The following is a 23,187-nucleotide window of genomic DNA, read 5'->3' on the forward strand; positions in this document are numbered from 1 at the left end:
TGAATCGTCTGAAATCGACCATCGGACAGGGGCCTGATTGGACGCATCACAGTCTTGCGTAGCGTTCCCACAGGTTGTCTCCGACAGGCTCGACGCCCAGACGACGGAACTTGGGGGCATCGGCCAAGTTTGCAAGCGCCAGACCCGCGACGCAGGGCCGCCCCCCCCCGCCCAGCAGGATCGGGGCGCGGAACCATTCGATCGCGTCCACCACGCCGGCTTGCAAGAAGGAGGCGGCGACGCGGCCGCCGCCCTCGATCAGCAGCGAGCCGACGCCGCGCGCGGTCAGGGCATCCAGCACGGCGTCGATGGCGGGGCGGCCGTTCTCGGCTCGGACGCTGATGACCTCGGCCTGACCGATGGCGTGGGGGGCGACGGTCGTCAGGATCAGGGTGTTGCCGCTGGCGACCTTGGCCGTCGCGGGGGTGCGCAAACGGCTGTCCAGCACGACGCGAAGGGGATGCGCCCCGGCGTAGTCCGGCAGACGCACGGTCAGTTCGGGATCATCCGCCAGCACCGTCTCGACGCCGACCAAGATGGCGTCATGGGTCGCGCGCAGGCGATGGCCCTGCTGGCGCGCCTCAGGCCCGGTGATCCATTGGCTCTCGCCCGAGGCCGTGGCGATGCGGCCGTCGAGCGACGTCGCCAGCTTCAGGGTGACGCGCGGGCGCATCAGCCCTTGCCAGAGTCGTCGCTGCCCTCATCCAGCCCTTCGGCGCCGAGGAATTTGGCGAAGTCGCCCGTGTGGCGGAAGTCCTTATAGACCGAGGCGTAACGGACGTAGGCGACCTCATCGACCGACTTCAGCGCCTTCATGATGAAATCGCCGACGATGCTGGACGGGATTTCGGTCTCGCCCAGGCTTTCCAGTTGGCGGACGATGCGGCTGACCAGTTGCTCGACCTGCTCGGGCTGCACCGGGCGCTTGCGCAGGGCGATGCCCAGCGAGCGTTCCAGCTTGTCGCGGTCGAAGGGGGTGCGGCGGCCGTTGCGCTTCAGAATCATCAGCTCGCGCAGCTGCACCCGCTCGAAGGTAGTGAAGCGCCCGTTGCACTGCGGACAGGACCGGCGGCGCCGGATGGCCGCGCCGTCATCAGACGGGCGGCTGTCCTTCACCTGAGTGTCCGGGTTTCCGCAGAAGGGGCACTTCATCCAGTCGTTCCCTTAGCGATAGATCGGGAAGCGCGCGGTCAGTTCGCGCACCTGGGCGGCCACGCCCGCGACGACGGCCGGATCGGCTTCGTCGCCGCCGTTCATCGACGAGACGACGTCGGCGATCCAGTGGCCGATCTGCTTGAACTCTTCCTCGCCGAAGCCGCGCGTGGTGCCGGCCGGGGTGCCCAGACGGACGCCTGAGGTGACGGTGAAGGGCGCGGTGTCGAACGGCACGCCGTTCTTGTTGCAGGTCATCAGCGCCTTCTCGAGCTCATGCTCGGTGGCCTTGCCGGTCACGCCCTTGGGACGCAGGTCGACCAGCATCAGGTGGCTGTCGGTGCCGCCCGAGACGATGGCCAGGCCGCGCTCGATCAGGACGCCGGACAGGGCCTGGGCGTTCTTGACGACCTGCTGGGCGTAGCCCTTGAACTCAGGCTTCAGCGCCTCGCCGAAGGCCACAGCCTTGGCGGCGATGACGTGCTCCAGCGGGCCGCCCTGCAGGCCGGGGAAGACGGCCGAGTTGATCTTCTTGGCGATGTCGCCGTCGTTGGTCAGGATCATGCCGCCGCGCGGACCGCGCAGGGTCTTGTGCGTCGTCGTCGTCGTGACGTGGGCGTGCGGCACCGGGTCGGGATAGGCGCCGCCGGCGATCAGGCCGGCGTAGTGGGCCATGTCGACCATCAGATAGGCGCCGACCGAATCGGCGATCTCGCGGAAACGCTTGAAGTCGATGTGACGCGAATAGGCCGAGGCGCCGGCCAGGATCAACTTGGGCTTCTCCTTCTGGGCCATTTCGGCGACGTGGTCATAGTCGATCAGATGGGTGTCTTCGCGGACCTTGTAGGTCACGGGGCGGAACCACTTGCCCGACTGGTTGGCGGGCGAACCGTGGGTCAGGTGACCGCCGCAGGCCAGGTCCATGCCGAGGAAGGTGTCGCCCGGCTGCAGCAGGGTGAAGAAGACGGCCTGGTTGGCCTGGGCGCCCGAGTGGGGCTGGACGTTGGCGAAAGCGGCGCCGAACAGTTCCTTGGCGCGCTCGCGGGCCAGGTCCTCGGTGATGTCGACGAACTCGCAGCCGCCATAGTAGCGACGGCCCGGATAGCCCTCGGCGTATTTGTTGGTGAGGACCGAACCCTGCGCGTCCAGCACCGCCTGCGAGACGATGTTTTCCGAAGCGATCAGCTCGATCTGCTCCTTCTGGCGGCCCAGTTCGCCCTGGATGCCCTTGAAGATCGCCGGATCGGCGTCGGCGAGGGTCTTGGAGAAATATGCGTCGTGGGTAAAGGCGGTCACTGGCGGGCATCCCGAAGGCTGAAGGCGGAAACGGCGCACCTATCTAGGCCGCGCCGCCGAACACCACAACATCTAGGGGGCTGGAAGCCGCTCACCCCCGTCATCCCGGAAGCGGTGCAGCCGCTATCCGGGACCGCTGGAAGCGCCAACGTCGGCGTGTCGGGCGGTCCCGGCTCTGCGCTGCGCTTCGGCCGGGATGACAGGGAGAATTCAGCGCTGCGACAACGCCCGCTTCAGCTTGGCGATCGCCACGCGTTCGACCGCGCGCGGCTCGGCGGCCGGGCCCATGGCCGAGACCTCGACGCCCGTGGCCGCGTGCACGGCCGAGCATTTCACATAGGTCCCGTTGCGGACGAACTCGACGAGAACTTCGCCCAGCTCCGTCTCGGCCATCAGGCGGCGACCGGCTGCCGGGCCACGTTGCAGTGCGACCAGAGCTTGTCCATGGCGTCGACCAGCTTGTCGATCATGCCGTCGTCGTGGTCCGGCGACGGGGTGAAGCGCAGGCGTTCGGTGCCCTTGGGCACGGTCGGGTAGTTGATCGGCTGGACGTAGATGCCGAAGTCTTCCAGCAGCATGTCCGAGATCAGCTTGCAGTGCACCGGATTGCCGACGTGCACCGGCACGATGTGGCTGACGCTGGGCAGGACCGGGATGCCGGCGGCGCTGAGGCGGCGCTTCAGGGTCTCGGCGCGCTCCTGATGGGCGACGCGCAGTTCCGGGTGCGCCTTCAGGTGACGGACCGAGGCCAACGCCCCGGCGGTCAGGGCCGGCGGAAGGCTGGTGGTGAAGATGAAGCCCGAGGCCCAGCTGCGCACCGCGTCCACGATCACCGCGTCAGCGGCGATATAGCCGCCCATGACGCCGATGGCCTTGCCTAGGGTGCATTCGACGATGTCGATGCCGTCCAGCAGGCCGTCGCGCTCGGCCACGCCCGCGCCGGTGGCGCCGTAGAGGCCGACCGCATGGACCTCGTCCAGATAGGTCATGGCGCCGTATTTCTTGGCCAGGGCGACGGTGCCGGCGACGTCGGCGATGTCGCCGTCCATCGAATAGACGCTCTCGAAGGCGATCAGCTTGGGCGCGCCCAGCGGCGCGGCGGCCAGAAGCTCCTCGAGGTGTTCAAGGTCGTTGTGATGGAAGATGTGGCGCGGACCGCCGCCGTGGCGGATGCCCTCGATCATCGAGGCGTGGTTCAGGGCGTCGGAGAAGATGATCAGGCCCGGCAGAATCTTCTGCAGCGTCGCCAGCGTCGCCTCATTGGCCACATAGCCCGAGGTGAACAGCAGGGCCGCTTCCTTCTGGTGCCAGCTGGCCAGCTCGGCTTCCAGGTCAACCGCCGAGCGCGTGGTGCCCGAGATATTGCGCGTGCCGCCGGCCCCGGCGCCCACGGCGTCGATCTCGGCCTTCATGGCGTCCAGCACCACCGGATGCTGGCCCATGCCCAGATAGTCGTTGGAGCACCAGACCACGACGTCCTGTTCGGACCCGTCCTCGCGGCGGCGGACCGCCTGCGGGAACTGGCCGCGCACGCGCTTCAGATCGGCAAAGACGCGATAGCGGCCTTCGCTGCGAACCTGCTCAACAGAGCTTTGAAAGGCGGACTTATAGTCGAACAAGGCGGCAGTTCTTTCGCTTATACAGCTTTCCGCGCCTAATTGCGCTCACCGCCCAGCGTTGTCCATGTCGAGAGCGGGACAAAGTGTCTCAAGCCCTTAAATGATAACGGTTCTCATTTTAGTGGCCCGCGGTCGTCGGCCCTGCGGGACCTCCCGACCCGACGCGGGCTGAGACCCACTTTCCTCCCTGTCGCGCAGCGATGGGGAGGTGGATCGGCGCCGAAAGGCGACGAGACGGAGGGGGCGACTCGACCGCTGACGTCTGCGCCGCCCCCTCCACCACTTCGTGGTCCCCCTCCCCACTTCGTGGGGAGGAAAGAAGCAGGCCCTAGTTCGCCAGCGTATCCAGCCGCCCGCGCAGCATCTGCACCATGGCGGAGAAGTCCTTGCCGCCGTAGCCGAGGCCGTTGAACAGGGCGTAGAGGGCCTCGGCCTGGGCGCCGAGCGGGGTGGTGGCGCCCGCCTTGGCGGCGGCGTCCTGGGCCAGCTTCAGGTCCTTCAGCATCATGGCGGTGGCGAAGCCGCCTTCGTAGTCGCGGTTCGACGGCGCGGTCGGGACCGGGCCGGCCCAGGGGTAGTAGTTGCTGACGCTCCAGCACTGGCCCGAGGATTTCGAGGCGATCTCGAAGAAGCGTTCCGGCTCCAGGCCCAGCTTCTCCGCCAGGGCGATGGCTTCGCAGGTGCCGATCATCGAGATGCCGAGCAGCATGTTGTTGCAGATCTTGGCCGCCTGGCCGGCGCCGTGGTCGCCGGCGCGGATGGTGATGCGGCTCATCGGGGCCAGCGCCGGTTCGACGCGGGCGAAGTCGGCCTCGTCGCAGCCGACCATGAAGGCCAGGGTCCCGGCGTCGGCGGCGGCGGTGCCGCCCGAGACGGGGGCATCGGCGAAGGCGTAGCCCGCCTCCTTGGCCAGGGTGGCGACCTTGCGCGCCGTCTCCACGTCGATGGTCGAGCAGTCCAGCAGCAGGGCGCTGGCCGGGGCCACGCCGATGATCTGTTCGGAATAGACGCTGAGGACGTGCGGCCCGGCGGGCAGCATGGTGATGACCGCCTCGGCGTCCTTCACCGCCTCGGCGACCGAACTGACGACCTGGCACCCGGCCTCGGCGGCGCGTTCCAGCGCGGCGGGCGACAGGTCAAAGGCGGCGACGTCATGCCCGGCCTTCGCCTGATTGGCGGCCATGCCGCCGCCCATGTTGCCGAGACCGATGAAGGCGATGCGAGTCATCAGAGCGTTTCCCTTATGGATTTTGGCCGAGGGTTAGCGCCCCCCGCCCCGCTTCGCCAGTCACCAGTTTGATAGGTCGCGCCCAAAGGCCGGTGTCTCACGCTCTGCCCCCCCCTTCATGCGTCATCCCCGGCCTTGTGCCGGGGATCCAGACACTCGAGCGTCGCCAGGACCGCGCGGCGCCCCGAACTTGGGATGTCGTGTTTATGGATTCTCGGCACAAGGCCGAGAATGACGCCCAAGAACAACCTATAGCGGTTTTCTGAAGCGATAGACGAACTGGTCGGTCTTGCCGCGAATGGCCTCGTCGAAGACGTTCAGGCTGTGATTGTCCGCCGGGTTGGCCACCGCCGAGGTCTCGCCGTCGAAGACGAAGCCCGCGGCCTCAACCTCCTTGCGCAACTGCGCGCCCTCGATCCGGTGCAGGGTCCCGACGACGGTGTTGCCGGCGCCGGGGGCGGCCTGATGGTCGATGACCACGAACAGGCCGCCGGGCTTCAGCGCCGCATAGATGGCCGCGTTCATCCGGGTCACGTCCACGCCGAAACTGGGGATGTGGAAGTCGTGGTATTCCTGGCTCATGAAGACCACGTCCAGCGGCTGGTCAAAGGCCATGGCGTCCAGGTCGCCGTTGACGCGGCTGACGTTGGGATAGGCGGCGACCAGGGCGTCGGCGCGCGGGTTCTCGCGCTCGGCGGTCTTGTTGGGCACGAAGGCGTAGACGTGACCGCCCTCGCCCACCACCCGCGCGAACAGACGGGTGAAATAGCCCGCGCCGGGGCGGATGTCGGCGATGCGCTGGCCCGGCCGAAGCTGGGCGAAGGCGAGGATCTCGGCCGGATGACGCAGCCGATCGCGCGCGACCTCGTCGGCGGGACGCAAGCTGTCGGCGACGGCGCTTTGCACCAGACCAGCCGGCGGGGCGCTCTGGGCCAGAACCGGCGAAGCGGCGACCAGCAGGGCGGACAGGGCGGCGGCGAGCAGGCAGGACTTCATGGGGCGACCTCCGGGAAAGCTGGGCCGCATAAGGCGCGTGGATGAGGCGACTGGCAAGCCGCCTCATCCAACAGGGTTCAGCCCGCCGACATCGACGCCGGGGACTGCTTCTCTTTCAGCGTGACCAGTTCCTCGGCCATGGTCGGGTGGACGGCGCAGGTGGCGTCCCACTGGGCCTTGGTCAAGCCGGCCTTCACGGCAATGGCGGCCAGTTGGATCATCTCCGGGCTTTCCGGGCCGACAATGTGGACGCCGACGACGCGCTGGCTGTCGGCCTCGACCACCAGCTTCATCAGCACCCGCTCGTCCGAACCGGTGAAGGCGTATTTCATCGGCCGGAAGCGGGTCACATAGACATCGACCTCGCCCGGACAGGCGCGGCGCGCCTCATGCTCGGACAGGCCGACGACGCCGACCGGCGGCTGGCTGAAGACGGCGGTGGCGACGGCTTCGTAGTCGAAATGCTGCGGGTTGTTCTTGTAGACCGTCTCATGGAAGGCGACGGCCTCGCGGATGGCGACCGGCGTCAGGTTCATCCGGTCGGTCACGTCGCCGATGGCCCAGATGTTGTCGGCCGAGGTCTTCGAGAAGGGATCGACGGCGATGGCCCCCTCGTCGTTCAACTCGACGCCCGCGTTCTCAAGCCCCAGTGCCTTGACGTAGGGAACGCGGCCGGTGGCGAACATGACCACGTCGGTTTCCAGCGTCATGCCGTTGCCCAGGTGGTTGACCAGGCCGGTCTCGGTCTTCTCGATCGACGTGTGCTGGCAGCCCAGGATGACCTTGATGCCGCGCTTCTCGATCTCGCCCGCCAGATGGGCGCGCACGTCGTCGTCAAAGCCGCGCAGGATATTCGGCCCGCGATAGATCAGGGTCGTCTCGACGCCCAGACCAGCAAAGATGCCCGCGAACTCGACCGCGATATAGCCGCCGCCCGCGATCAGGATGCGCTTGGGCAGTTCCGGCAGGTGGAAGGCTTCTTCGGAGGTGATGGCGTGTTCAACGCCCGGCAGGTCCTCGGGCTTCCACGGACGGCCGCCGGTGGCGATCAGGATCTTCTCGGCGGTGAAGGTCTGGTTCTTGCCGACGATCTCGACGGTGTGGGCGTCCTTCATCACGGCGCGGCCGTGGACCAGATCGACGCCCGCCTTGCCCAGGTTGGCGGCGTAGATGCCCGACAGGCGGGCGATCTCGACGTCCTTGGCCTGCAGGAAGGTCGGCCAGTCGAATTTGGCGTCAGCGAACGACCAGCCGTAGCCCTCGGCGATTTCCAGCGCGTGGCTGACTTCCGAGGCCATGACCATGAATTTCTTGGGCACGCAGCCGCGAATGACGCAGGTGCCGCCGACCCGATACTCCTCGGCCACGGCCACCTTCTTGCCGCCCAGCGCGGTCAGCCGCGCCGCGCGCACCCCGCCCGAACCGGCGCCGATGACGAAGAGGTCGTAGTCGTAGGCGTCGGACATTCGGTAAGCTCCGGGCGCCGTGGCGGCGCAGCAATCAAAGGGCGCATCCATCGGCGCGCCTCGCACAGGCACGGCAGTTAGGCAGGAGCCACGCCGGACGCAAGCCGGGCGCCATTTGACCCGCCTCTCGATTTGATCGAGGCTTCGCCGAACGACAATCTTCGAAAGAAGGCTCTCATGCTGGCTTCCCTCCTCGCCGCCCTCGCAATCACCGTCGCACCCCAGGAACGCGAACCGCTCACCGACGGCTTCGACCGTCGGTGAGCGGTCTCGAAGGTCAGGGGAGATAGGCGGCGGCTTCGCCGACGTTCTTCTTCGCTCTGCAGGTCGCTCATGCCGATTTGACCTATGCACCTCATGCCATAACTCTAAAATAACATCGATAGATTGAACCGGAGATTGTCGTGATCGCTCTCGCCCTGGCCGTCTTGCTTTCAGCAACTCCTGTTCAGGACTTGCCTGCCGCCCAAGCCGCGCCCGGCGTCGAGGACGCGCCCGTTCGCCTTGAGGACGTTGAGGTCACCGGGCGCTCGCTTGAATCCATGATCGACGACTTCGTAGGCTCCGTCGCAGCCCCCAATCCGAATCGGAGCCTGGCGCGGTGGCGCGGCAAGCTTTGCATCGGCGCCGCCCACTTCGAGCCCGAAACCGCCCAGTATCTGGTCGACCGAGTTTCAACCGTAGCCAGCGATCTGGGTCTGAGAACCGGCGCGCCCGGATGCTCGCCGAACGTGCTCATCATCGCCGCCAGCGACGCCAACTCCATGGCCGCTCAAATGACTCAGGACAGCAAGCACACCTTCCGGATGGGCGGATCAGGCATGGATCGAGGCGGCGCCGCCTTGGGGGCGTTTCAATCGTCCAACCAGCCAGTACGCTGGTGGCAGGTCAGCATGCCCGTGGATGCCGTCACCGGCGAACGCGTTACGCGCATACCGGGCGAGTGCCAGGGAAGCTGTGAGTCCGTCTATTCGTACGTGCCAGTCCTCAACGTCTTCGCCTCGCGTCTCAGCACGCAAATCGTTGATGACATTTTCCGAACCATCGTCGTCGTGGACGCCAATCAACTCGCCAACGTCCAGATTCAGCAACTGGCCGACTACATCGCCATGGTCACCTTCGCCCAGATTGATCCGAAGGCGGACACCAGCCGCTATGCGTCGATCCTGAATGTCTTCGATGCGCCTGAAAGCGTCATCAGCCTCACCGAATGGGACAAGGCCTATCTGGCCGGCCTCTATGACACCCAGCGAACCCGCAAGAGCCTTAGTGCGGCGCGCTCCGAGATCACCTCTTCGATCCAACGCACCCACGAACGGCTGCGCGCAGAAGAGCAGACGCAAGACTAGGAGCAAGGAGCCTTAGGGCGCCCGCGTCTCGACGCCCTCGTCCGTGCCGATGATGGCCAGGTCGGTCAGGTCGAGGAACAGGCCGTGCTCGACCACGCCGGTCAGGCTCTTGAGGTCGGCGGCGAGGCGGGCCGGATCGGCGATAACCTTGCAGGCCGCATCGTAGATCAGATTGCCGCCGTCAGTGCGGATCAGGCCGCGGTCGGCCTGGCGGACGCGGGCGGGGGCGGCGATGTCATGGTCGGCCAGGACGTCGGCGATGCGGTTGGCGGTGGTCTTGTGGCCGAAGGCGACGACCTCGATCGGCAGAGGGAAGGTTCCCAGCACCGGCACGACCTTGGCCGCGTCGGCGATGCAGATGCAGCGGGCAGACGCTTCCCACACCAGCTTCTCGCGCAGCAAGGCCGCGCCCCCGCCCTTGATCAGGGCCAGGCCGGGGCCGATCTCGTCGGCGCCGTCGACCGTCAGGTCGATACGGGGGGTGTCTTCCAGCGTCGACAGGGTCAGGCCCAGGTCGCGGGCCAGGTCGGCGGTGCGCTCTGACGTGGGGACGCAGCGCAGGCCGGTCAGATTGCGGGCGGCCAGCGCCTTCACGAACCAGGCGGCGGTCGAGCCGGTGCCCAGGCCGACGACCATGCCGGGCTCGACATGGGCGGCGGCGGCTTCGCCGGCGTTCTTCTTCTGCAGGTCGCTCATTGGGATTTCGCCGCCTTCTTTGCGCGCATCGTGTCCATGAAGCGGGCGGCCCAGCCCGGCTTCGTCGTCTGTTCGGCGCGCCCGAGGGCCAGGTCGCCGGGCGCCACGTCCCTGGTCACCACCGAGCCGGAGCCGACTATGGCGCCCGCGCCGATGGTGACGGGTGCGACCAGCGAGGAGTTTGAGCCGACGAAGGCCCCCTCGCCGACCGTGGTGCGGTGTTTGAAGAAGCCGTCGTAGTTACAGAAGATCGTGCCCGCGCCGATGTTGGCCTTGGCCCCCACCGTCCCGTCGCCGAGGTAGGCCAGATGGTTGGCCTTGGCGCCTGCGTCCATGCGGACGTTCTTGACTTCGACGAAGTTGCCGACCTTGACGCCCTCGCCCAGGTCCGCGCCGGGGCGCAGGCGGGCGTAGGGGCCGACCTCGGTCTTGGTCGCGACCTTGGCGCCTTCGATATGGCTGAAGCTGCGGATGCGCGCGCCCTCGGCCACGCGGGCGCCGGGGCCGAAGACGACGAAGGGCTCGATGGTCGTGCCGGCGCCGACTGCCGTGTCCCAGGCGAAGTGGACGGTGTCGGGGGCCGACATGGTCACGCCCGCCGCAAGGAAGTGCTCGCGCTGGGCCGACTGGAACAGGGCCTCGGCCTGGGCCAGTTCGCCTTGGGCATTGACGCCCATGACCGAGTCCTCGGCGGCGAAGACGGCGCGGGTCGGGGCGCCGCGCTTGCGGGCCAACTCGACCACGTCGGTCAGATAGTATTCGCCCTTGGCGTTGTCGTTCTTCACCTGGGCCAGCAGGTCGAACAGCAGGCCGACCGGCGCGGCCATGACGCCGGAGTTGCAGGCGGTGATCGCCAGAACCTGTTCGGAAGCCTCCTTGGCCTCGGTGATGGCCAGAAGGTCGTCGCCGTCGAGGATCAGACGACCGTAGGCGCCGGGATCGCGGGCCTCGAAGCCGATGACGGTGACGCCTTCATGCCGATTGGCGAAGTCTGGGGCGAAGACCGGCTCGATGTCGGCGGCCTTCAGCAGCGGCACGTCGCCATAGGTCACGACCACATGGCCGATGAAGTCGCCCAGCACGGCCTCAGCGGCGCGCACGGCGTGGCCGGTGCCGAGCGGCGGGTCCTGAACGGCGATGGAGTCCTCGCCCAGACGGCGCACGACGTGGTCGCGGACCTCGGGCGAATGAGAACCGACCACCACGACGATACGCTCGCAGCCCAGGGCCTCGGCGGCGTCGATGGCGTGATCCAGCATGGCGCGCTGGCCGACCGGGTGCAGCACCTTGGGCAACGGCGACTTCATCCGCGTGCCCTGCCCGGCGGCGAGGATGATGGCGGCGCGAGGATGTGGTGCGGTCATGAATCGATCCGGCGGCTTGTCGTCCTGCGCGATCTAGCCCATTGCCGGGGCCTGCGCGAGCCGGGAGACGACATGAGCATCGAACGCGATCTGGAAGGCTGGACCATCGCCTTCGACCTGGACGGGACTCTGGTGGACTCGGCGCCCGACCTGATCGGCACGCTGAACCGGATGCTGGTCGAGTATGAGTTGCCGCCCGTGCCCATGTCCTCGGCCCGGCATCTGGTCGGGCACGGGGCGATGGCCCTGCTGCGTCACGGCTTCATGGAGGCCGGCGCCGCCTGGGACGAGGCCCATGCCCCCGGTCTGTTCGACCGCTTCATCGAGGACTACCTGGCCCACATCGCCGACGAGAGCCGCGCCTTCGACGGCGTGGTTCCGGCGCTGGAGCGGCTGGCCGCGCGCGGGGCGATCCTGTGCGTCGCCACCAACAAGCGCACCGACCTGTCCGTCGCCCTGATCGAGGCGCTGGACCTGACCAAGCACTTCGCCTTCATCGCCGGGCCGGACGCGGTCTCGGCCCGCAAGCCCAGCGGCGCCCATATCCATGAAGCGGTGCAGAAGGCGGGCGGCGATCCGGTGCGCTGCGTCATGGTCGGCGACAGCACCACCGACACCAAGGCGGCCAAGGACGCGGGCGTGGCCTGCATCGTCGTCGGCTTCGGCTACAACGACGTGCCGCGCGACGAGTTGGGCGGGGATGTGGTGATCGACCACTACGACGGGTTCGAAGCGGCGCTGGCCGAGGTGATGCCTTAACGCATCTTCCCTTCTCCCCTTGCGGGAGAAGGTGGCAGCCGAAGGCTGACGGATGAGGGGTTGCGGGACATTCAACTCGCCGCCTTCAGAGCGTAGCGAGACCCCTCATCCGGCCCTGACGGGCCACCTTCTCCCGCAAGGGGAGAAGGATCAGAGTTAGAAAATCTAAACATCCAGACAGAACTTCTGCGCGCCATCTGCGCCCGTCGCGGTTGCCGTAACGCACGCCTGCAAACACATAGACCGACCGCTCCTCCCCAAAGGTCGTCATGTTCCGTCGCTTCTTCGCCATCCCCCTCTGGCAGCGCACCGCCGCCGGTTTCGCCCTGGGCATCATCGCCGGCCTGATCCTGCGCGAGCAGGCGACCGTCTGGCTGAAGCCGATCGGCGACGTCTATCTGAACCTGATCCGCATGGTGGTGGCGCCGCTGGTGCTGTTCACCATCGCCAGCTCCATCGCCAAGCTGGGCGAAGGCGTCGGCGCGGTGCGGCTGGGGGTGCGGACGCTGGTGTGGTTCGCCATCACCTCGCTGCTGGCGGTGCTGGTCGGTTTCGCCTTCGGCCATCTGATCAATCCCGGCGTCGGCCTGTCGGACCTGCCGCTGGGCGAGGTGAAGGCGCGCGATATCCCCACCCCGCTGCAAGTGCTGCTGGGCATCGTGCCCACGAACCCCTTCGCGGCGCTGAGCGAGGGCAAGGTGCTGCAGATCATCTTCTTCTCGGCCCTGGTAGGCGGGGCGCTGGTGGCGCTGGGCGACCGGGCGCAGAACGCGCGGCGGCTGGTGGATGAGGGCGCGGCGCTGATCTTCCGCATCACCCGCTGGGTGATCCAACTGACGCCCTTCGGCGTGTTCGGCCTGATCGGCTCGGTCGTCGGCGGTTACGGCTGGGAGGCGCTGCTGCCGCTGGGCAAGTTCATCTTCGCCATCTACGCCGCCTGCCTGTTCCACATCCTGATCGTCTATTCGGGCCTGCTGAAGCTGCACGGGTTGAAGATCACCAGCTTCTTCCGTGGCGCCTTCGCGGCGCAGCAGACGGCCTTCGCCACCTCCTCGTCGATGGGCAGCCTGCCGATCACCCTGCGCCAGACGGTCGAGCGTCTGGGCGTGCCCCAGGCCTACGCCGCCTTCGCCGTGCCTTTGGGCGCCAATGTGAAGATGGACGGCTGCGGCGCCATCTACCCGGCCATCGCGGCCATCTTCATCGCCCAGTATTTCGGCATCGACCTCAGCCTGACCCAGTACGTCCTGATCGGCCTGACGGCGGTTCTGGGTTCGCTGGGCACGGCCGGGGTGCCCGGCACCTCCATCGTCATGCTGACCCTGACCCTGTCGACGGCGGGCCTGCCGCTGGAGGGCATCGGCTACATCGTCGCCATCGACCGGATCATCGACATGATCCGCACCGCCACCAACGTCACCGGCCAAATGCTGGTCCCGGTCCTGGTCGCCAAGGAAGAGAAGATCCTGAACGAGAACATCTACAACGGTCACGTCGCCTGGCTGCCTGGCGACCCCGACACCGAGACGCCGGAAGGGGTCCGCGCCGCCGGTATTTGATCGAATGAGGCTTGCCGTCGTCGGAATCGCGGGCTACATCGCGCCTCCCGACGGCCCAAGCCTTTTCGATTTGGCCGTTCTGCGCTGGACGCGTAGCTCAGCGGGAGAGCACCTCGTTCACACCGAGGGGGTCACAGGTTCAATCCCTGTCGCGTCCACCATTTCTTTCAATCACTTGGGTGATTGAGGAACCACCTGCTCCCCGAACCTCCCCAGAAACGTGCTGCAGGGATCTGCATGGCGGGAGCGTGCAGCCGCGTGCCGTGCCTGGCCGGTAGATCCATGCCTCGCGAATGCGAACAGGGCTTCGCCGCGGTGGAGTTCTACACCCAGATCAAGACCGGTTATTCCGCGAGCTAGGCCCGCCGCCCTTCGCCGCCCCGCGTCAGCCAAGTCCAATGCAAGGCCTGGCTGCGTGGGACCGATCCCGCCGATCACTCCATGGGAGACCGGCCCGTTTCATCGTCTTCCATGCTGAACCAGGCATCCGCCCGCGTTTGATCCAAGCCCTGCCCCGGCCGAGCGGGACCATTCTGGAGCCCCCCGGCTTCACCGACGGCTCCCGCCACGGGCTGCCTTGCTGAAACGGACTGCAACTGGGTCAGCCGCTGGCCGATAATATCCTCCAACGAGCAGGCTTCCAGCACGCTGAGGAGTCCGCCCTCGATCCGCGACAAGGCTTCGCCATCGCCATTGCGAACCAGGACGACATCGCGCAATCCCGCCTCCGAGGCCGCCATCAGCCCTTCCGTCGCGGTGGCCAGATCCTGCCGGATCGCTGCGACGATTTCGTCGAACGCGTCTGCCTCGCCCATCTTCAGAACTCGCCCAGAACGGCCGTCAGCTTCTGCTTCAGCACGGCGTGGGTGAAGGGCTTGATGATGTAGCTGTTCACGCCCGCCTGACGCGCCGCGATGACGTTTTCGACCTTGGCCTCAGCGGTCACCAGGACGAACGGCAATGACCTGGTCTTCGGATCCGCGCGAACCGCCTTCAGCAATTCGAAGCCCGTCATCGGCGCCATGTTCCAGTCCGACAGGACCAGGCCGTAGCCGCCCGTACCGATCATCGACAGCGCCGTGGGGCCGTCGGTCGCCTCATCGACGTTTTGAAAACCGAGCTGATTCAACAGCCCCCTCACGATCCGCACCATGGTTTTGTAGTCATCCACGACCAGAATTTTCATCGCTTTGTCGACAGTCATGATCCCCCCCAATCACACACAGTGATCGATAGCGTCAGTAAAACTGCGATATCATAAACAAATTCTGGACATTGATTCAGATCAAAAAGCCACGTCCATCAAACCTGATAGGATCAATATACACCACAGGCGCAATGGAATGCACGCAAAGAAGAACTAAATTAGTTATATGGTGCAGAAAATACATTAGCGTAATCGATCATTGCTTTGAATAATTTCGCACTCTCTGACTTTCCCTGTAGCGAATTATTCGAATCTATAGATAACAACGCCATTCCACGCGTTCATTCGTTTGGCGCCGGCCTCCCTTTGGACCTGCCGCCGCAATTTTCAGGGAGAGGCTGTGGACGAGGTTCTGGGCGACTTCATCGCGGAAACGCGCGAGGGCCTCGAGGCGCTGGACAGCGAACTCGTGCGCTTCGAGCGCAATCCTCACGACCCCGAGCCGCTGGCGAGCGTCTTCCGACTGATGCACACCATCAAGGGGGCGTGCGGCTTTATCGGCTTGGCGCGGCTGCAACGCATCGCCCATGCGGCGGAAGAAGTGCTGGGCGGCTTCCGCGACGGCTCCCTGTCGGTGAGCGCCGCCGCCGTCACCACCATTCTGGAAGCCGTCGACGTGATCCGCGGCCTGATCGACAGCCTGGACGCGACCGGCGAAGAGCCTGCGGGTCAGGACGCCTCGCTCATCGCCCGTCTCGAAGCGGCCTGCGTCGCCGCCGGGCCTGCGGCGGCCGTCGCCCCCGCCCCCGCCTCGACGACCAGCCCCCTGATCGAGCGCCTCGGCGGCGACGCCACGCTCGACGCCGCCGCCGAAGCCGCCACGCCGTCGCTGATGCGGTTGCCCGCGCTTGAGCCTCTGCTCGGCGACGCCGACCCCATCCTGCTGCAGGCCGCCCTTCTGCAAGGCCTGATAGGCGCAGCGCGCGGCGGCGACACCACCGCCCTGACGCGGGCGCTGGAGGACATCGCCGACATTCGCCTGGAAGGCGAAATGCAGGACGCCCTGTTCGCCGTCGTCGCCATCGCGCTAGAGGCCCTGGGCGCGGCGCCCGAGGACGTGGCCGAATTGCGCGTCCGCGCCCGGATCGTCATCGACACGCCCGCCGCCGCGCCGCTGACGCCGCCCTCGGCCGACGACGCCCCTCCCTCCGCCTGGGTCGGCAAATCGGCCGCCACTATCCGCATCAACGTCGAGGTGCTGGAACAGCTGATGCGCTCGGTCAGCGAACTGGTGCTGATCCGCAACCAGATGATCCAAACCCTGCGGCTGGAGCCGGAAAGCCCGTTCAAGGCGCCGCTCCACCGGCTGAACCAGGTGACCAGCGAGATTCAGGAAAAGGTCATGGTCTCGCGGATGCAGCCGATCGGCGGCGCCTGGGCCAAGCTGCCGCGTCTGGTGCGCGACCTTGAGAACGAACTCGGCAAGCGCATCGAACTGCACATGTCCGGTCAGGAGACCGAACTGGACCGGCAGGTGATGGAGCTGATCCGCGACCCGCTGACCCACATGATCCGCAACGCCGCCGATCACGGGCTGGAGTCGACGGACCAGCGGCGCGCCGCCGGCAAGGCCGAGGCAGGCCGCATCACCCTGTCGGCGCGTCACGAAGGCGGGGCCATCGTCATCGAGGTGGCCGACGACGGGCGCGGCCTGTCCGTTTCGCGCCTGCGGTCCAAGGCGGTCGCCCTGGACCTGCTGTCGCCCGCCGAAGCCGAGCAGATGAGCGACGCCGAGGCGATGCAGCTGATCTTCCGCGCCGGGTTTTCGACCGCGTCGCAGGTCACCAGCGTCTCGGGCCGGGGCGTCGGCATGGATGTCGTGCGCTCCAACATCGAACAGATCGGCGGGGTGATCGAACTGAGGTCCACCGAGGGTCAGGGCGCCTGTTTCACCGTTCGCATCCCCCTGACCCTGACCATCGTCTCAGCCCTGATCGTCGAGGCGGGCGGCGAGCGGTTCGCCCTGCCCCAGTCGTCGATCATCGAACTGGTCAGCGCCAGCGGCGCCTCGGGCCGCTGTATCGAGCAGATCGAGGGCGCCCCCGTTCTGCGGCTGCGCGAGCGGCTTCTGCCTCTGGTTTCGCTGCAACGGCTGCTGAAGCTAGGCGAGGACGGCCCGCCCCAGGCGGCCAGCGAGACCTGCATCGTCGTCACCCATTTCGGCGCCTGCACCTTCGGCGTCATCGTCGACCGGGTCTTCGATATCGAGGAGATCGTGGTCAAGCCGGTGGCGGGGGTGCTGCGCCACCTCAACCTCTATTCGGGGGCGACCATTCTCGGCGACGGGGCGGTCATCCTGATCCTCGACCCCAAGGGCACCGCGCGCACCGCCGGGGTCGATCAGATTTCCGGGCAGTTGGCCGGTCTTGGCGCCGACGCCGCGCGAGGCGCAAACGCCGCCCCGCCGCCGAAAGAGGAGGCCATGCTCCTGTTCCGCGCCGCCGACGCGACCCTGCGCGCCGCGCCGCTGACCACCGTGTCCCGCATCGAAGAGATCGAGGCAGGACAGATCGAACAGGTGGAAGGCCGCGCCGTGCTTCAGTATCGCGGTCGCCTGATGCCGATCCTGGGCGCCGACGGCCGCGCGCCCGACTGGACCGGCCCCGGTCGACGCCCCCTGCTGGTCTTCGCACGCGGCGATCAGGCTCTGGGCATGCTGATCGGAGAGATCGTCGACATCGTCGAAACCGCCGCCCGGCCCGAGATCAACAGCACGGGCGGGCTGACGCTGGGCAGCCTGATCGTCCTCGATCAGGCCGCCGACCTGATCGACGTCGACGCCTACTGGCGCCGGGCCTTCGATGCGGCCCCGGCGACCGAGGCCGGACCGGCCGCCGCCCCGCTCGCCGGGCTGAAACGCCTGCTGATCATCGACCCCAGCGCCTTCACTCAGCTTCTGCTGGGACCGCTGCTGGCGCGCGCCGGTTACGCCGTAACCGTGGCTCCGGACGCCGAGGGGGCGCTGGGGCACCACGACGCCAGCGAGGTCTTCGACCTGATCCTGGCTGATCTCCAGCCCAGCCGCGCGCGAGAGTTCGCCCGCATCCTGGCCGGGGCCGAGCGGTGGCACGCCACCCCCCTGTTGAGTTTGACCCTGCTGAACGGCGGCGGCCCGGCGCTGGATGCCACCCGGTTGCTGGACGCCGTCTCCAGCGCCCTGACGCCCGAAAGCGCGGCGGCGTGAGCGGGCCGAACCCTATGACAGAGGCCGGGCTGGTCTCGGTCCAGATCGGCGGCCAGACCTTCGGCGTGCCGGTTCTGGAGGTGCAGGACGTGATCGCTCAGACCGCGATCAACCGCGTGCCCTTAGCCCCACCCGAGATCGCCGGTTCGCTGAACCTGCGCGGCCGCATCGTCACCGCCATCGACATGCGCCGCCGCCTCGGCCTGCCGCCGCAGGCCGAGGATCAGAGCACGAGCAGCGTCTCGGTCATCGTCGAACAGGCCTCGGGCGAGCTCTACGCCCTGATGGTCGATGACGTCGGGGACGTCCTCTGGCTGCCGCCCTCGGCGCACGAGCCGACGCCGCCGACCCTGTCGCCCGCTTGGCGCGACCTGTGCGACGGCCTCTACCGGTTGGAGGACGACCTCATGCTGGTGCTGCGGACCGAGGCCGTCCTGACGCTGAACGATCCGTCCGTCGGCGAAGCCCTCGCCTGACCGCCGCCCGCACCTTTCAACTCGCCCCTCACGGAGACCCATCATGACCAGCGGAGCCACAGCGCGCAGCGCCCGCACCATCGACCAGAGCGCCAAGGCGTCCGCCGAATGGACGCCCGACTTCCAGCAGTTGCTGGACGACGCCCCGGTCAACGTCATGATCTGCGACCTGATCAATTTCGAGATCACCTACGCCAACAAGGCCACGCTGACGACGCTGCGCTCGATCGAACACGTCCTGCCGATCCGGGCCGACGAGCTGGTCGGCGCCTCGATCGACGTCTTCCACAAGGCCCCGGCCCATCAGCGCCGGATGCTGGCCGATCCGCGCAACCTGCCCCATCGCGCGACCATCGAGATCGGCGGCGAGTTCCTGGACCTGCTGGTCAGCGCCGTGCTGGACGATCAGGGGCGCTATGTCGCCGCCATGACCACCTGGTCGCTGCAGACCGAACGGGTCAAGGCCGAGCGCGACAACCAGCGCCTACTGCAGATGCTGGACGACATGCCGCTGAACGTCATGCTGTGCGAGCCGGAAGAACTGCGTCTGACCTATGTGAATCGTCGCTCGATCGAGACCCTGCGTCCGCTTCAGCACCTGCTGCCGATCCCGGTCGATCAGATGCTCGGCCAGTCCATCGACATCTTCCACAAGCACCCAGAACATCAGCGCCGGATGCTGGCCGATCCCCGCAGCCTGCCGCATCGCGCCCTGATCCAGCTGGGTGATCAGAAGCTGGACCTCAACATCGCCGCGGTGAAGAACACCGAGGGACGGATGACGGGCATGATGCTGACCTGGGCCGTCGTCACGGAACAGGCCCGGTTCATCGACCGCGTCAACGACTTCAGCCAGGACGTGGCCGGGGCCGCCGTCGCCCTCAGCAACATGGCCCAGGGCATGGCCGTCAGCGCCGAGGAGACCAATAGCCAGGCCTCGGCCGTCGCCGTCGCCTCCGACGAGGCCTCGTCCAACGTCCAGACCGTGGCGGCCGCCGCCGAAGAGTTGTCCGCCTCGATCCAGGAGATCACCCGTCAGGTCGAACAATCCAGCAGCATCTCGCGTCTGGCGGTCGAAGAAGCCCTGTCCACCGACGAGACCATGCGCGGCCTGGCCGACTCGGCCGAACGGGTCGGCGAGGTCGTCGGCCTGATTCAGGAAATCGCCGCCCAGACCAAGCTGCTGGCCCTGAACGCCACCATCGAATCCGCCCGCGCGGGCGAGGCTGGCAAGGGCTTCGCCGTCGTCGCCTCGGAGGTCAAGAACCTGGCCGATCAGACGGCGCGCGCCACCAAGCAGATCGCCGATCAGGTCAACTCGATCCAGAAGGCCAGCCACGCCGCCGTCAGCGCCATCGAGAGCATCCGCCGCACCATCGAACGCGCCAGTGAAGCCTCCTCCGCCATCGCCAGCGCGGTCGAGGAACAGGGCGCCGCGACGCAGGAGATCACCCGCAATGTTCAGGAAGCGGCCATGGGCACGCGCGAGGTCTCGGCCAACATCGTCGCTGTGACCGCCGCCGCGTCGGACAACGCCCAGGCCGCGACCGACATGCTGTCGGCGACGGCGGGCCTGACGGAAAAGGCGCGCGAGCTCGACACGCTGCGGGCCGAGATCGAATCCTTCATGCGCGGCTAGGAGTTCGGGCGGCGCCCGCACCCGTCAGGCGGTGCGGGCGCTGCGCCCCGGAACGGCTCGCCGGAACAGGCCGGCCGCCCCCGGCGTCAGTTCGAAGGCGTCGGTGACGCCCAGCACGGTCTCGGCGCTGCCCAGAAACAGGCCGCCGTCCTCAGCCAGGGTCCGCGCCATGCGCTGAAGGACCGCCCGCTTCTGGTCGACGTCGAAATAGATCAGCACATTGCGGCAGAAGATCACGTCGAACCCGCCCGGCAGGCTGTCGTTCAACAGGTTGTGCGGCCGAAAGCTGACCAGCGACCGCAGTTCCGGGCTGACGCGCCAGCCGTGACCGTCGCGGACGAACCAGCGGTCGCGCCGGGCGTCGGTCAGGCCCCGGCGCACCTCGAAGTCGCTGTAGAAGCCCTCCTCCGCCTTTTTCAGGATCGGCCGCGACATGTCGGTGGCCACGATCTCCAGCCGCCAGCCGGCGAGGCGAGCGCCCATCTCCTTCAGCAGGATGGCGATGGAATAGGGTTCCTGGCCGCTGGAGCAGGCGGCGCTCCAGATCCGCAGGACCCGCGTCGCGGCCCGCGCCTCGGCCAGTTGCGGCAACACCCGCCCGGCCAGAAGGTTGAACGGCGTGCTGTCGCGAAAGAAGAAGGACTCGTGGGTCGCCATCGCCTCGACGCAGCGGAGCAGCAACGCCTCCACCGACGGCCCGCCGAGGCGCAGGCGTTCCAGCAGTTGCGGCACGCCCGCCAGACCTTCGGCGCGCGCCACCTGGCTCAACCGGCTCTCGACCAGATAGCCCTTGTGGGAGGTCAGGACGAGGCCCGAGCGGTCCTTCACCAGGCGGCAGAAATGCTCGAAGTCCGGCCCGGTCACGCCGCGTTCTCCGTCGCGCGCCGAAGCCACGGCCCGATATCGTCCAGGGGCAGCACGGCCTCCGCCAGCCCCGTCGCCGCCGCCGCCGCCGGCATCCCCCAGACCGCGCTGGTGGCCCGATCCTGCGTGATGAAGCGCCCCCCGGCGCGCGCGACCGCCTCGCAGCCCAGAGCCCCGTCCGCTCCCATGCCCGTCAGGATCGCCGCCACCGCCCCGTCGCCATAGACGGCGGCCAGGCTGCGCAGCATGGGGTCCACGGCGGGTCGGCAGAAATGCTCCGGCGCGCCCTGATCCAGCCGGATGACCGGCGAGGTCGGGCCGTTCTCGACCGTCATGTGCCAGCCGCCCGGCGCGACATAGATGCGGCCCGGCTGGACCGGCTCGCCGTCCCTTCCCTCGGCGCAGGGACGCCCCGCCGCCCGCTCGATCTGTTCGGCCAGCAGGGCGGTGAAGGTCGCCGGCATATGCTGGGTCACCAGAATGGGTTGCCGCGCCCCCGCCCCCTGCAGGGCCCGGAACATCTTCAACAGCGCGGGCGGCCCGCCGGTCGAGGCGCCGATGCCCAGCGCCCGCACCATGGGACGCTGCGCGCGACCATGCCGCATCCCGAGGTTCGCGGCCGGCCGATGGGGCGACAGCGGCGCGACCACAGGCCGGGACCCGCGCGACGCCGCCAAGGCCTTCACCTTGGCGATCAGGTCGCGGCCGAACTCGGTCGCGGCGGCGATGCCGGCCTCGGGCTTGGCGACATAGTCGGCCGCGCCCATCCTCAGGGCCTCCAGGCTGATCTCGGCGTTCCGGCGCGTCAGCGTCGAAACCATGATCACCTTGACCGAGGGATGTTCGACGACGATCCGCCGCAGCGCGTCCAGCCCGCCCATGACCGGCATCTCGATGTCGAGAAGCACCACGTCCACCCTGTGCTGGCGCAGCGCCTTGAGGGCCATTTCACCGTTGGACGCGACCGCCGCCACCTCAAGCTGGGGATCGGCGTCCAGCAGACGCCGGACGATCCCGCGCACGACCGCTGAATCGTCAACGATCATCACTTTGATCGCCTGTGAGGCGTTCCCCATTGCCTTCATCCCCCAACAGCGCCACTGCAACGCTGGAAAATCGATTCAATATCGCCAGATCAAAATTGATCATATTCTGCGATGGCCGATTGATGCTCGAAGTTACGGCGTAAATCGTGACAATATCTAGTTAATGCCTATAGGAGAACTCAGCGTCGGTTAAGATCATTTGTCTGCAATGCCTATACATAAATAGAAAATTGCCCCCACAAATGCATGCACTTACACCCTAGGTGCAATCCGATTGCTTTTCACAAGCAAATGACTTTCAATATTCTATCACTTACCGGCGAGCAGATTCGAGCGGCGCGAGCGCTTTCCCGCATCGAGCAAACCGAGTTGGCCCGGCTTTCCGGCCTCAGCCTCGAAACCATCAAGAGGCTTGAGCGCATTCGCGGCCCCGTAGAGGCGAACGCCCGCACCCTGCGCGCTATTCAGGACGCCTTCGACACCATCGGCGTCCAATTCGATGGCGACGACACGGGCACAATCGGCGTCCTCCACCGCGCACGACAACGCGGAGACGACCAGGCCCGCCCCCGCGCGCCGGACCGCGAGGCCCCGCCCCGCCTGCATCGCCTCATTTATCACAGCCGCATCGCCCGAAACGCGGGCGAAAGCCTGCGGCCGACCTTGGCCTATATCAACGCAGAGGCCCAAACCCTGCATGCCGGCCTCGGCATCACCGGCATCATCTTCGCGCGAGAAGGTCATCTCCTGCAGGCGCTGGAAGGCGACAGGGACGTCGTGCATCAGGCCTATCGCGCCATCTCCTGCTACCCGCAGCACGGAGACCTTCATCTGCTTGAAGATCGCCCCACCAACCGGCGCCGGTTTCCTGACTTCAGTTTCTGCTGCGGTCTGCTCCCCTCGGATCCGAGACACCCGGCGGACCCGGCGTTTCAGGCTGATTTCCACCCGGACAGGTTGACGCCGAGCGCCGCCTCGGGACTGCTCTGCGCGGCTCGCGACCTGCAGCACTCGCCCCCGCGCAACATGCGCGGGGCGCCCGGCGCCTGCACGCTCGCGTCCGTCTGCCTGGACTCGACGTGCGGCAGCGGCCGACAAGCGCCGCCGCGCGAGATTGCGCCCCAGGCGCACTGAAACGCCACCGAAGACGAAAGGGCGCTGCCCCGCATGTAATATAATGATTTTGCTGAATTTTATTTCAAAATTCGAGAGAACGCAGATCTAAAAATCGCAGAATTCCCGTATGTAGGGACCGTTGACAGAGCGAACGCGCCAAGCGTCCGCACA

The 23,187-nt window shown here is 67.2% G+C and carries 21 protein-coding genes and 1 tRNA gene; 8 read left to right on the plus strand and 14 right to left on the minus strand.

Features of this window, described 5'->3' with window-relative positions:
• Window positions 1-46: 46 nt before the first annotated feature.
• The 8 genes from AB4Y68_RS13760 to gor form a co-directional block, all read right to left on the minus strand.
• Window positions 47-673, minus strand: coding sequence for a RibD family protein (locus AB4Y68_RS13760; protein ID WP_441456322.1), 627 nt, complete (start codon window positions 671-673; stop codon window positions 47-49).
• Window positions 673-1,152 carry a transcriptional regulator NrdR gene (nrdR, locus tag AB4Y68_RS13765; protein ID WP_441456323.1) on the minus strand — a complete coding sequence of 160 codons (480 nt, stop codon included), beginning with the start codon at window positions 1,150-1,152 and terminating at the stop codon, window positions 673-675. The genes AB4Y68_RS13760 and nrdR overlap by 1 nt, the downstream gene beginning before the upstream one ends.
• 12 nt (window positions 1,153-1,164) lie before the next feature.
• On the minus strand, window positions 1,165-2,448 hold the full coding sequence (glyA, locus tag AB4Y68_RS13770; RefSeq protein ID WP_441456324.1) for a serine hydroxymethyltransferase: 1,284 nt from the start codon (window positions 2,446-2,448) through the stop codon (window positions 1,165-1,167).
• Window positions 2,449-2,658: 210 nt separating this feature from the next.
• The gene (locus AB4Y68_RS13775; RefSeq protein WP_441456325.1) at window positions 2,659-2,841 is read right to left on the minus strand and encodes a DUF6898 family protein; all 183 of its coding nucleotides are present in this window, start codon (window positions 2,839-2,841) and stop codon (window positions 2,659-2,661) included.
• Window positions 2,841-4,067: a 5-aminolevulinate synthase gene (hemA, locus tag AB4Y68_RS13780; protein ID WP_441456326.1), complete on the minus strand. Its 1,227-nt coding sequence runs from the start codon at window positions 4,065-4,067 to the stop codon at window positions 2,841-2,843. The genes AB4Y68_RS13775 and hemA overlap by 1 nt, the downstream gene beginning before the upstream one ends.
• Window positions 4,068-4,395: 328 nt before the next feature.
• A complete protein-coding gene (gene mmsB, locus AB4Y68_RS13785) occupies window positions 4,396-5,295 on the minus strand; it encodes a 3-hydroxyisobutyrate dehydrogenase (protein WP_441456327.1) in 900 nt (299 codons plus the stop codon).
• A gap of 249 nt (window positions 5,296-5,544) precedes the next feature.
• Window positions 5,545-6,291 carry a class I SAM-dependent methyltransferase gene (locus AB4Y68_RS13790; protein WP_441456328.1) on the minus strand — a complete coding sequence of 249 codons (747 nt, stop codon included), beginning with the start codon at window positions 6,289-6,291 and terminating at the stop codon, window positions 5,545-5,547.
• Window positions 6,292-6,368: 77 nt separating this feature from the next.
• Entirely contained in the window at window positions 6,369-7,757 is a 1,389-nt protein-coding gene (gene gor / locus AB4Y68_RS13795) for a glutathione-disulfide reductase (protein ID WP_441456329.1), read from the minus strand.
• A 404-nt stretch (window positions 7,758-8,161) separates the two neighbouring features.
• On the opposite strand from gor, the gene AB4Y68_RS13800 reads away from it, so the two are divergent.
• Complete coding sequence (locus AB4Y68_RS13800; protein WP_441456330.1) at window positions 8,162-9,106, plus strand: hypothetical protein; 945 nt, start codon at window positions 8,162-8,164, stop codon at window positions 9,104-9,106.
• 12 nt (window positions 9,107-9,118) lie between these two features.
• Here the strand turns inward: AB4Y68_RS13800 and rpiA are convergent, their stop codons facing one another.
• Window positions 9,119-9,802 (minus strand): ribose-5-phosphate isomerase RpiA, encoded by a 684-nt coding sequence (gene rpiA / locus AB4Y68_RS13805; RefSeq protein WP_441456331.1) that lies wholly within the window; start codon window positions 9,800-9,802, stop codon window positions 9,119-9,121.
• Window positions 9,799-11,166, minus strand: coding sequence for a bifunctional UDP-N-acetylglucosamine diphosphorylase/glucosamine-1-phosphate N-acetyltransferase GlmU (gene glmU / locus AB4Y68_RS13810; RefSeq protein ID WP_441456332.1), 1,368 nt, complete (start codon window positions 11,164-11,166; stop codon window positions 9,799-9,801). The genes rpiA and glmU overlap by 4 nt, the downstream gene beginning before the upstream one ends.
• 72 nt (window positions 11,167-11,238) lie before the next feature.
• On the opposite strand from glmU, the gene AB4Y68_RS13815 reads away from it, so the two are divergent.
• The 3 genes from AB4Y68_RS13815 (at window position 11,239) to AB4Y68_RS13825 (ending at window position 13,645) form a co-directional block, all read left to right on the plus strand.
• The gene (locus AB4Y68_RS13815) at window positions 11,239-11,925 is read left to right on the plus strand and encodes an HAD-IA family hydrolase (RefSeq protein ID WP_441456333.1); all 687 of its coding nucleotides are present in this window, start codon (window positions 11,239-11,241) and stop codon (window positions 11,923-11,925) included.
• 269 nt (window positions 11,926-12,194) lie between these two features.
• Window positions 12,195-13,484: a dicarboxylate/amino acid:cation symporter gene (locus AB4Y68_RS13820; protein WP_441456334.1), complete on the plus strand. Its 1,290-nt coding sequence runs from the start codon at window positions 12,195-12,197 to the stop codon at window positions 13,482-13,484.
• 86 nt (window positions 13,485-13,570) lie between these two features.
• A tRNA-Val gene (locus tag AB4Y68_RS13825) sits at window positions 13,571-13,645 on the plus strand.
• A gap of 273 nt (window positions 13,646-13,918) precedes the next feature.
• Here the strand turns inward: AB4Y68_RS13825 and AB4Y68_RS13830 are convergent.
• The gene (locus AB4Y68_RS13830) at window positions 13,919-14,299 is read right to left on the minus strand and encodes a hypothetical protein (RefSeq protein WP_441456335.1); all 381 of its coding nucleotides are present in this window, start codon (window positions 14,297-14,299) and stop codon (window positions 13,919-13,921) included.
• Window positions 14,300-14,301: 2 nt separating this feature from the next.
• Window positions 14,302-14,688 (minus strand): response regulator, encoded by a 387-nt coding sequence (locus tag AB4Y68_RS13835; RefSeq protein ID WP_441456336.1) that lies wholly within the window; start codon window positions 14,686-14,688, stop codon window positions 14,302-14,304.
• 343 nt (window positions 14,689-15,031) lie between these two features.
• Between AB4Y68_RS13835 and AB4Y68_RS13840 the strand changes: the two genes are divergently transcribed.
• The 3 genes from AB4Y68_RS13840 to AB4Y68_RS13850 are packed head-to-tail and all read left to right on the plus strand — an operon-like array spanning window position 15,032 to window position 19,990.
• Window positions 15,032-17,875: a hybrid sensor histidine kinase/response regulator gene (locus AB4Y68_RS13840; RefSeq protein WP_441456337.1), complete on the plus strand. Its 2,844-nt coding sequence runs from the start codon at window positions 15,032-15,034 to the stop codon at window positions 17,873-17,875.
• Window positions 17,876-17,889: 14 nt separating this feature from the next.
• Window positions 17,890-18,351, plus strand: coding sequence for a chemotaxis protein CheW (locus AB4Y68_RS13845; protein WP_441456338.1), 462 nt, complete (start codon window positions 17,890-17,892; stop codon window positions 18,349-18,351).
• 43 nt (window positions 18,352-18,394) lie between these two features.
• Window positions 18,395-19,990, plus strand: coding sequence for a methyl-accepting chemotaxis protein (locus AB4Y68_RS13850; protein ID WP_441456339.1), 1,596 nt, complete (start codon window positions 18,395-18,397; stop codon window positions 19,988-19,990).
• Window positions 19,991-20,014: 24 nt separating this feature from the next.
• Here AB4Y68_RS13850 and AB4Y68_RS13855 read toward each other — a convergent pair whose 3' ends face one another.
• Window positions 20,015-20,854: a CheR family methyltransferase gene (locus AB4Y68_RS13855; RefSeq protein ID WP_441456340.1), complete on the minus strand. Its 840-nt coding sequence runs from the start codon at window positions 20,852-20,854 to the stop codon at window positions 20,015-20,017.
• Window positions 20,851-21,939: a protein-glutamate methylesterase/protein-glutamine glutaminase gene (locus tag AB4Y68_RS13860; protein ID WP_441456341.1), complete on the minus strand. Its 1,089-nt coding sequence runs from the start codon at window positions 21,937-21,939 to the stop codon at window positions 20,851-20,853. Before AB4Y68_RS13860 ends, AB4Y68_RS13855 begins: the two co-directional genes overlap by 4 nt.
• A gap of 252 nt (window positions 21,940-22,191) precedes the next feature.
• Between AB4Y68_RS13860 and AB4Y68_RS13865 the strand changes: the two genes are divergently transcribed.
• Entirely contained in the window at window positions 22,192-23,034 is an 843-nt protein-coding gene (locus AB4Y68_RS13865) for a BLUF domain-containing protein (RefSeq protein ID WP_441456342.1), read from the plus strand.
• Window positions 23,035-23,187: the final 153 nt, after the last annotated feature.

The organism is Brevundimonas sp. 2YAF1 (assembly GCF_052114745.1).
GTDB lineage: Bacteria > Pseudomonadota > Alphaproteobacteria > Caulobacterales > Caulobacteraceae > Brevundimonas.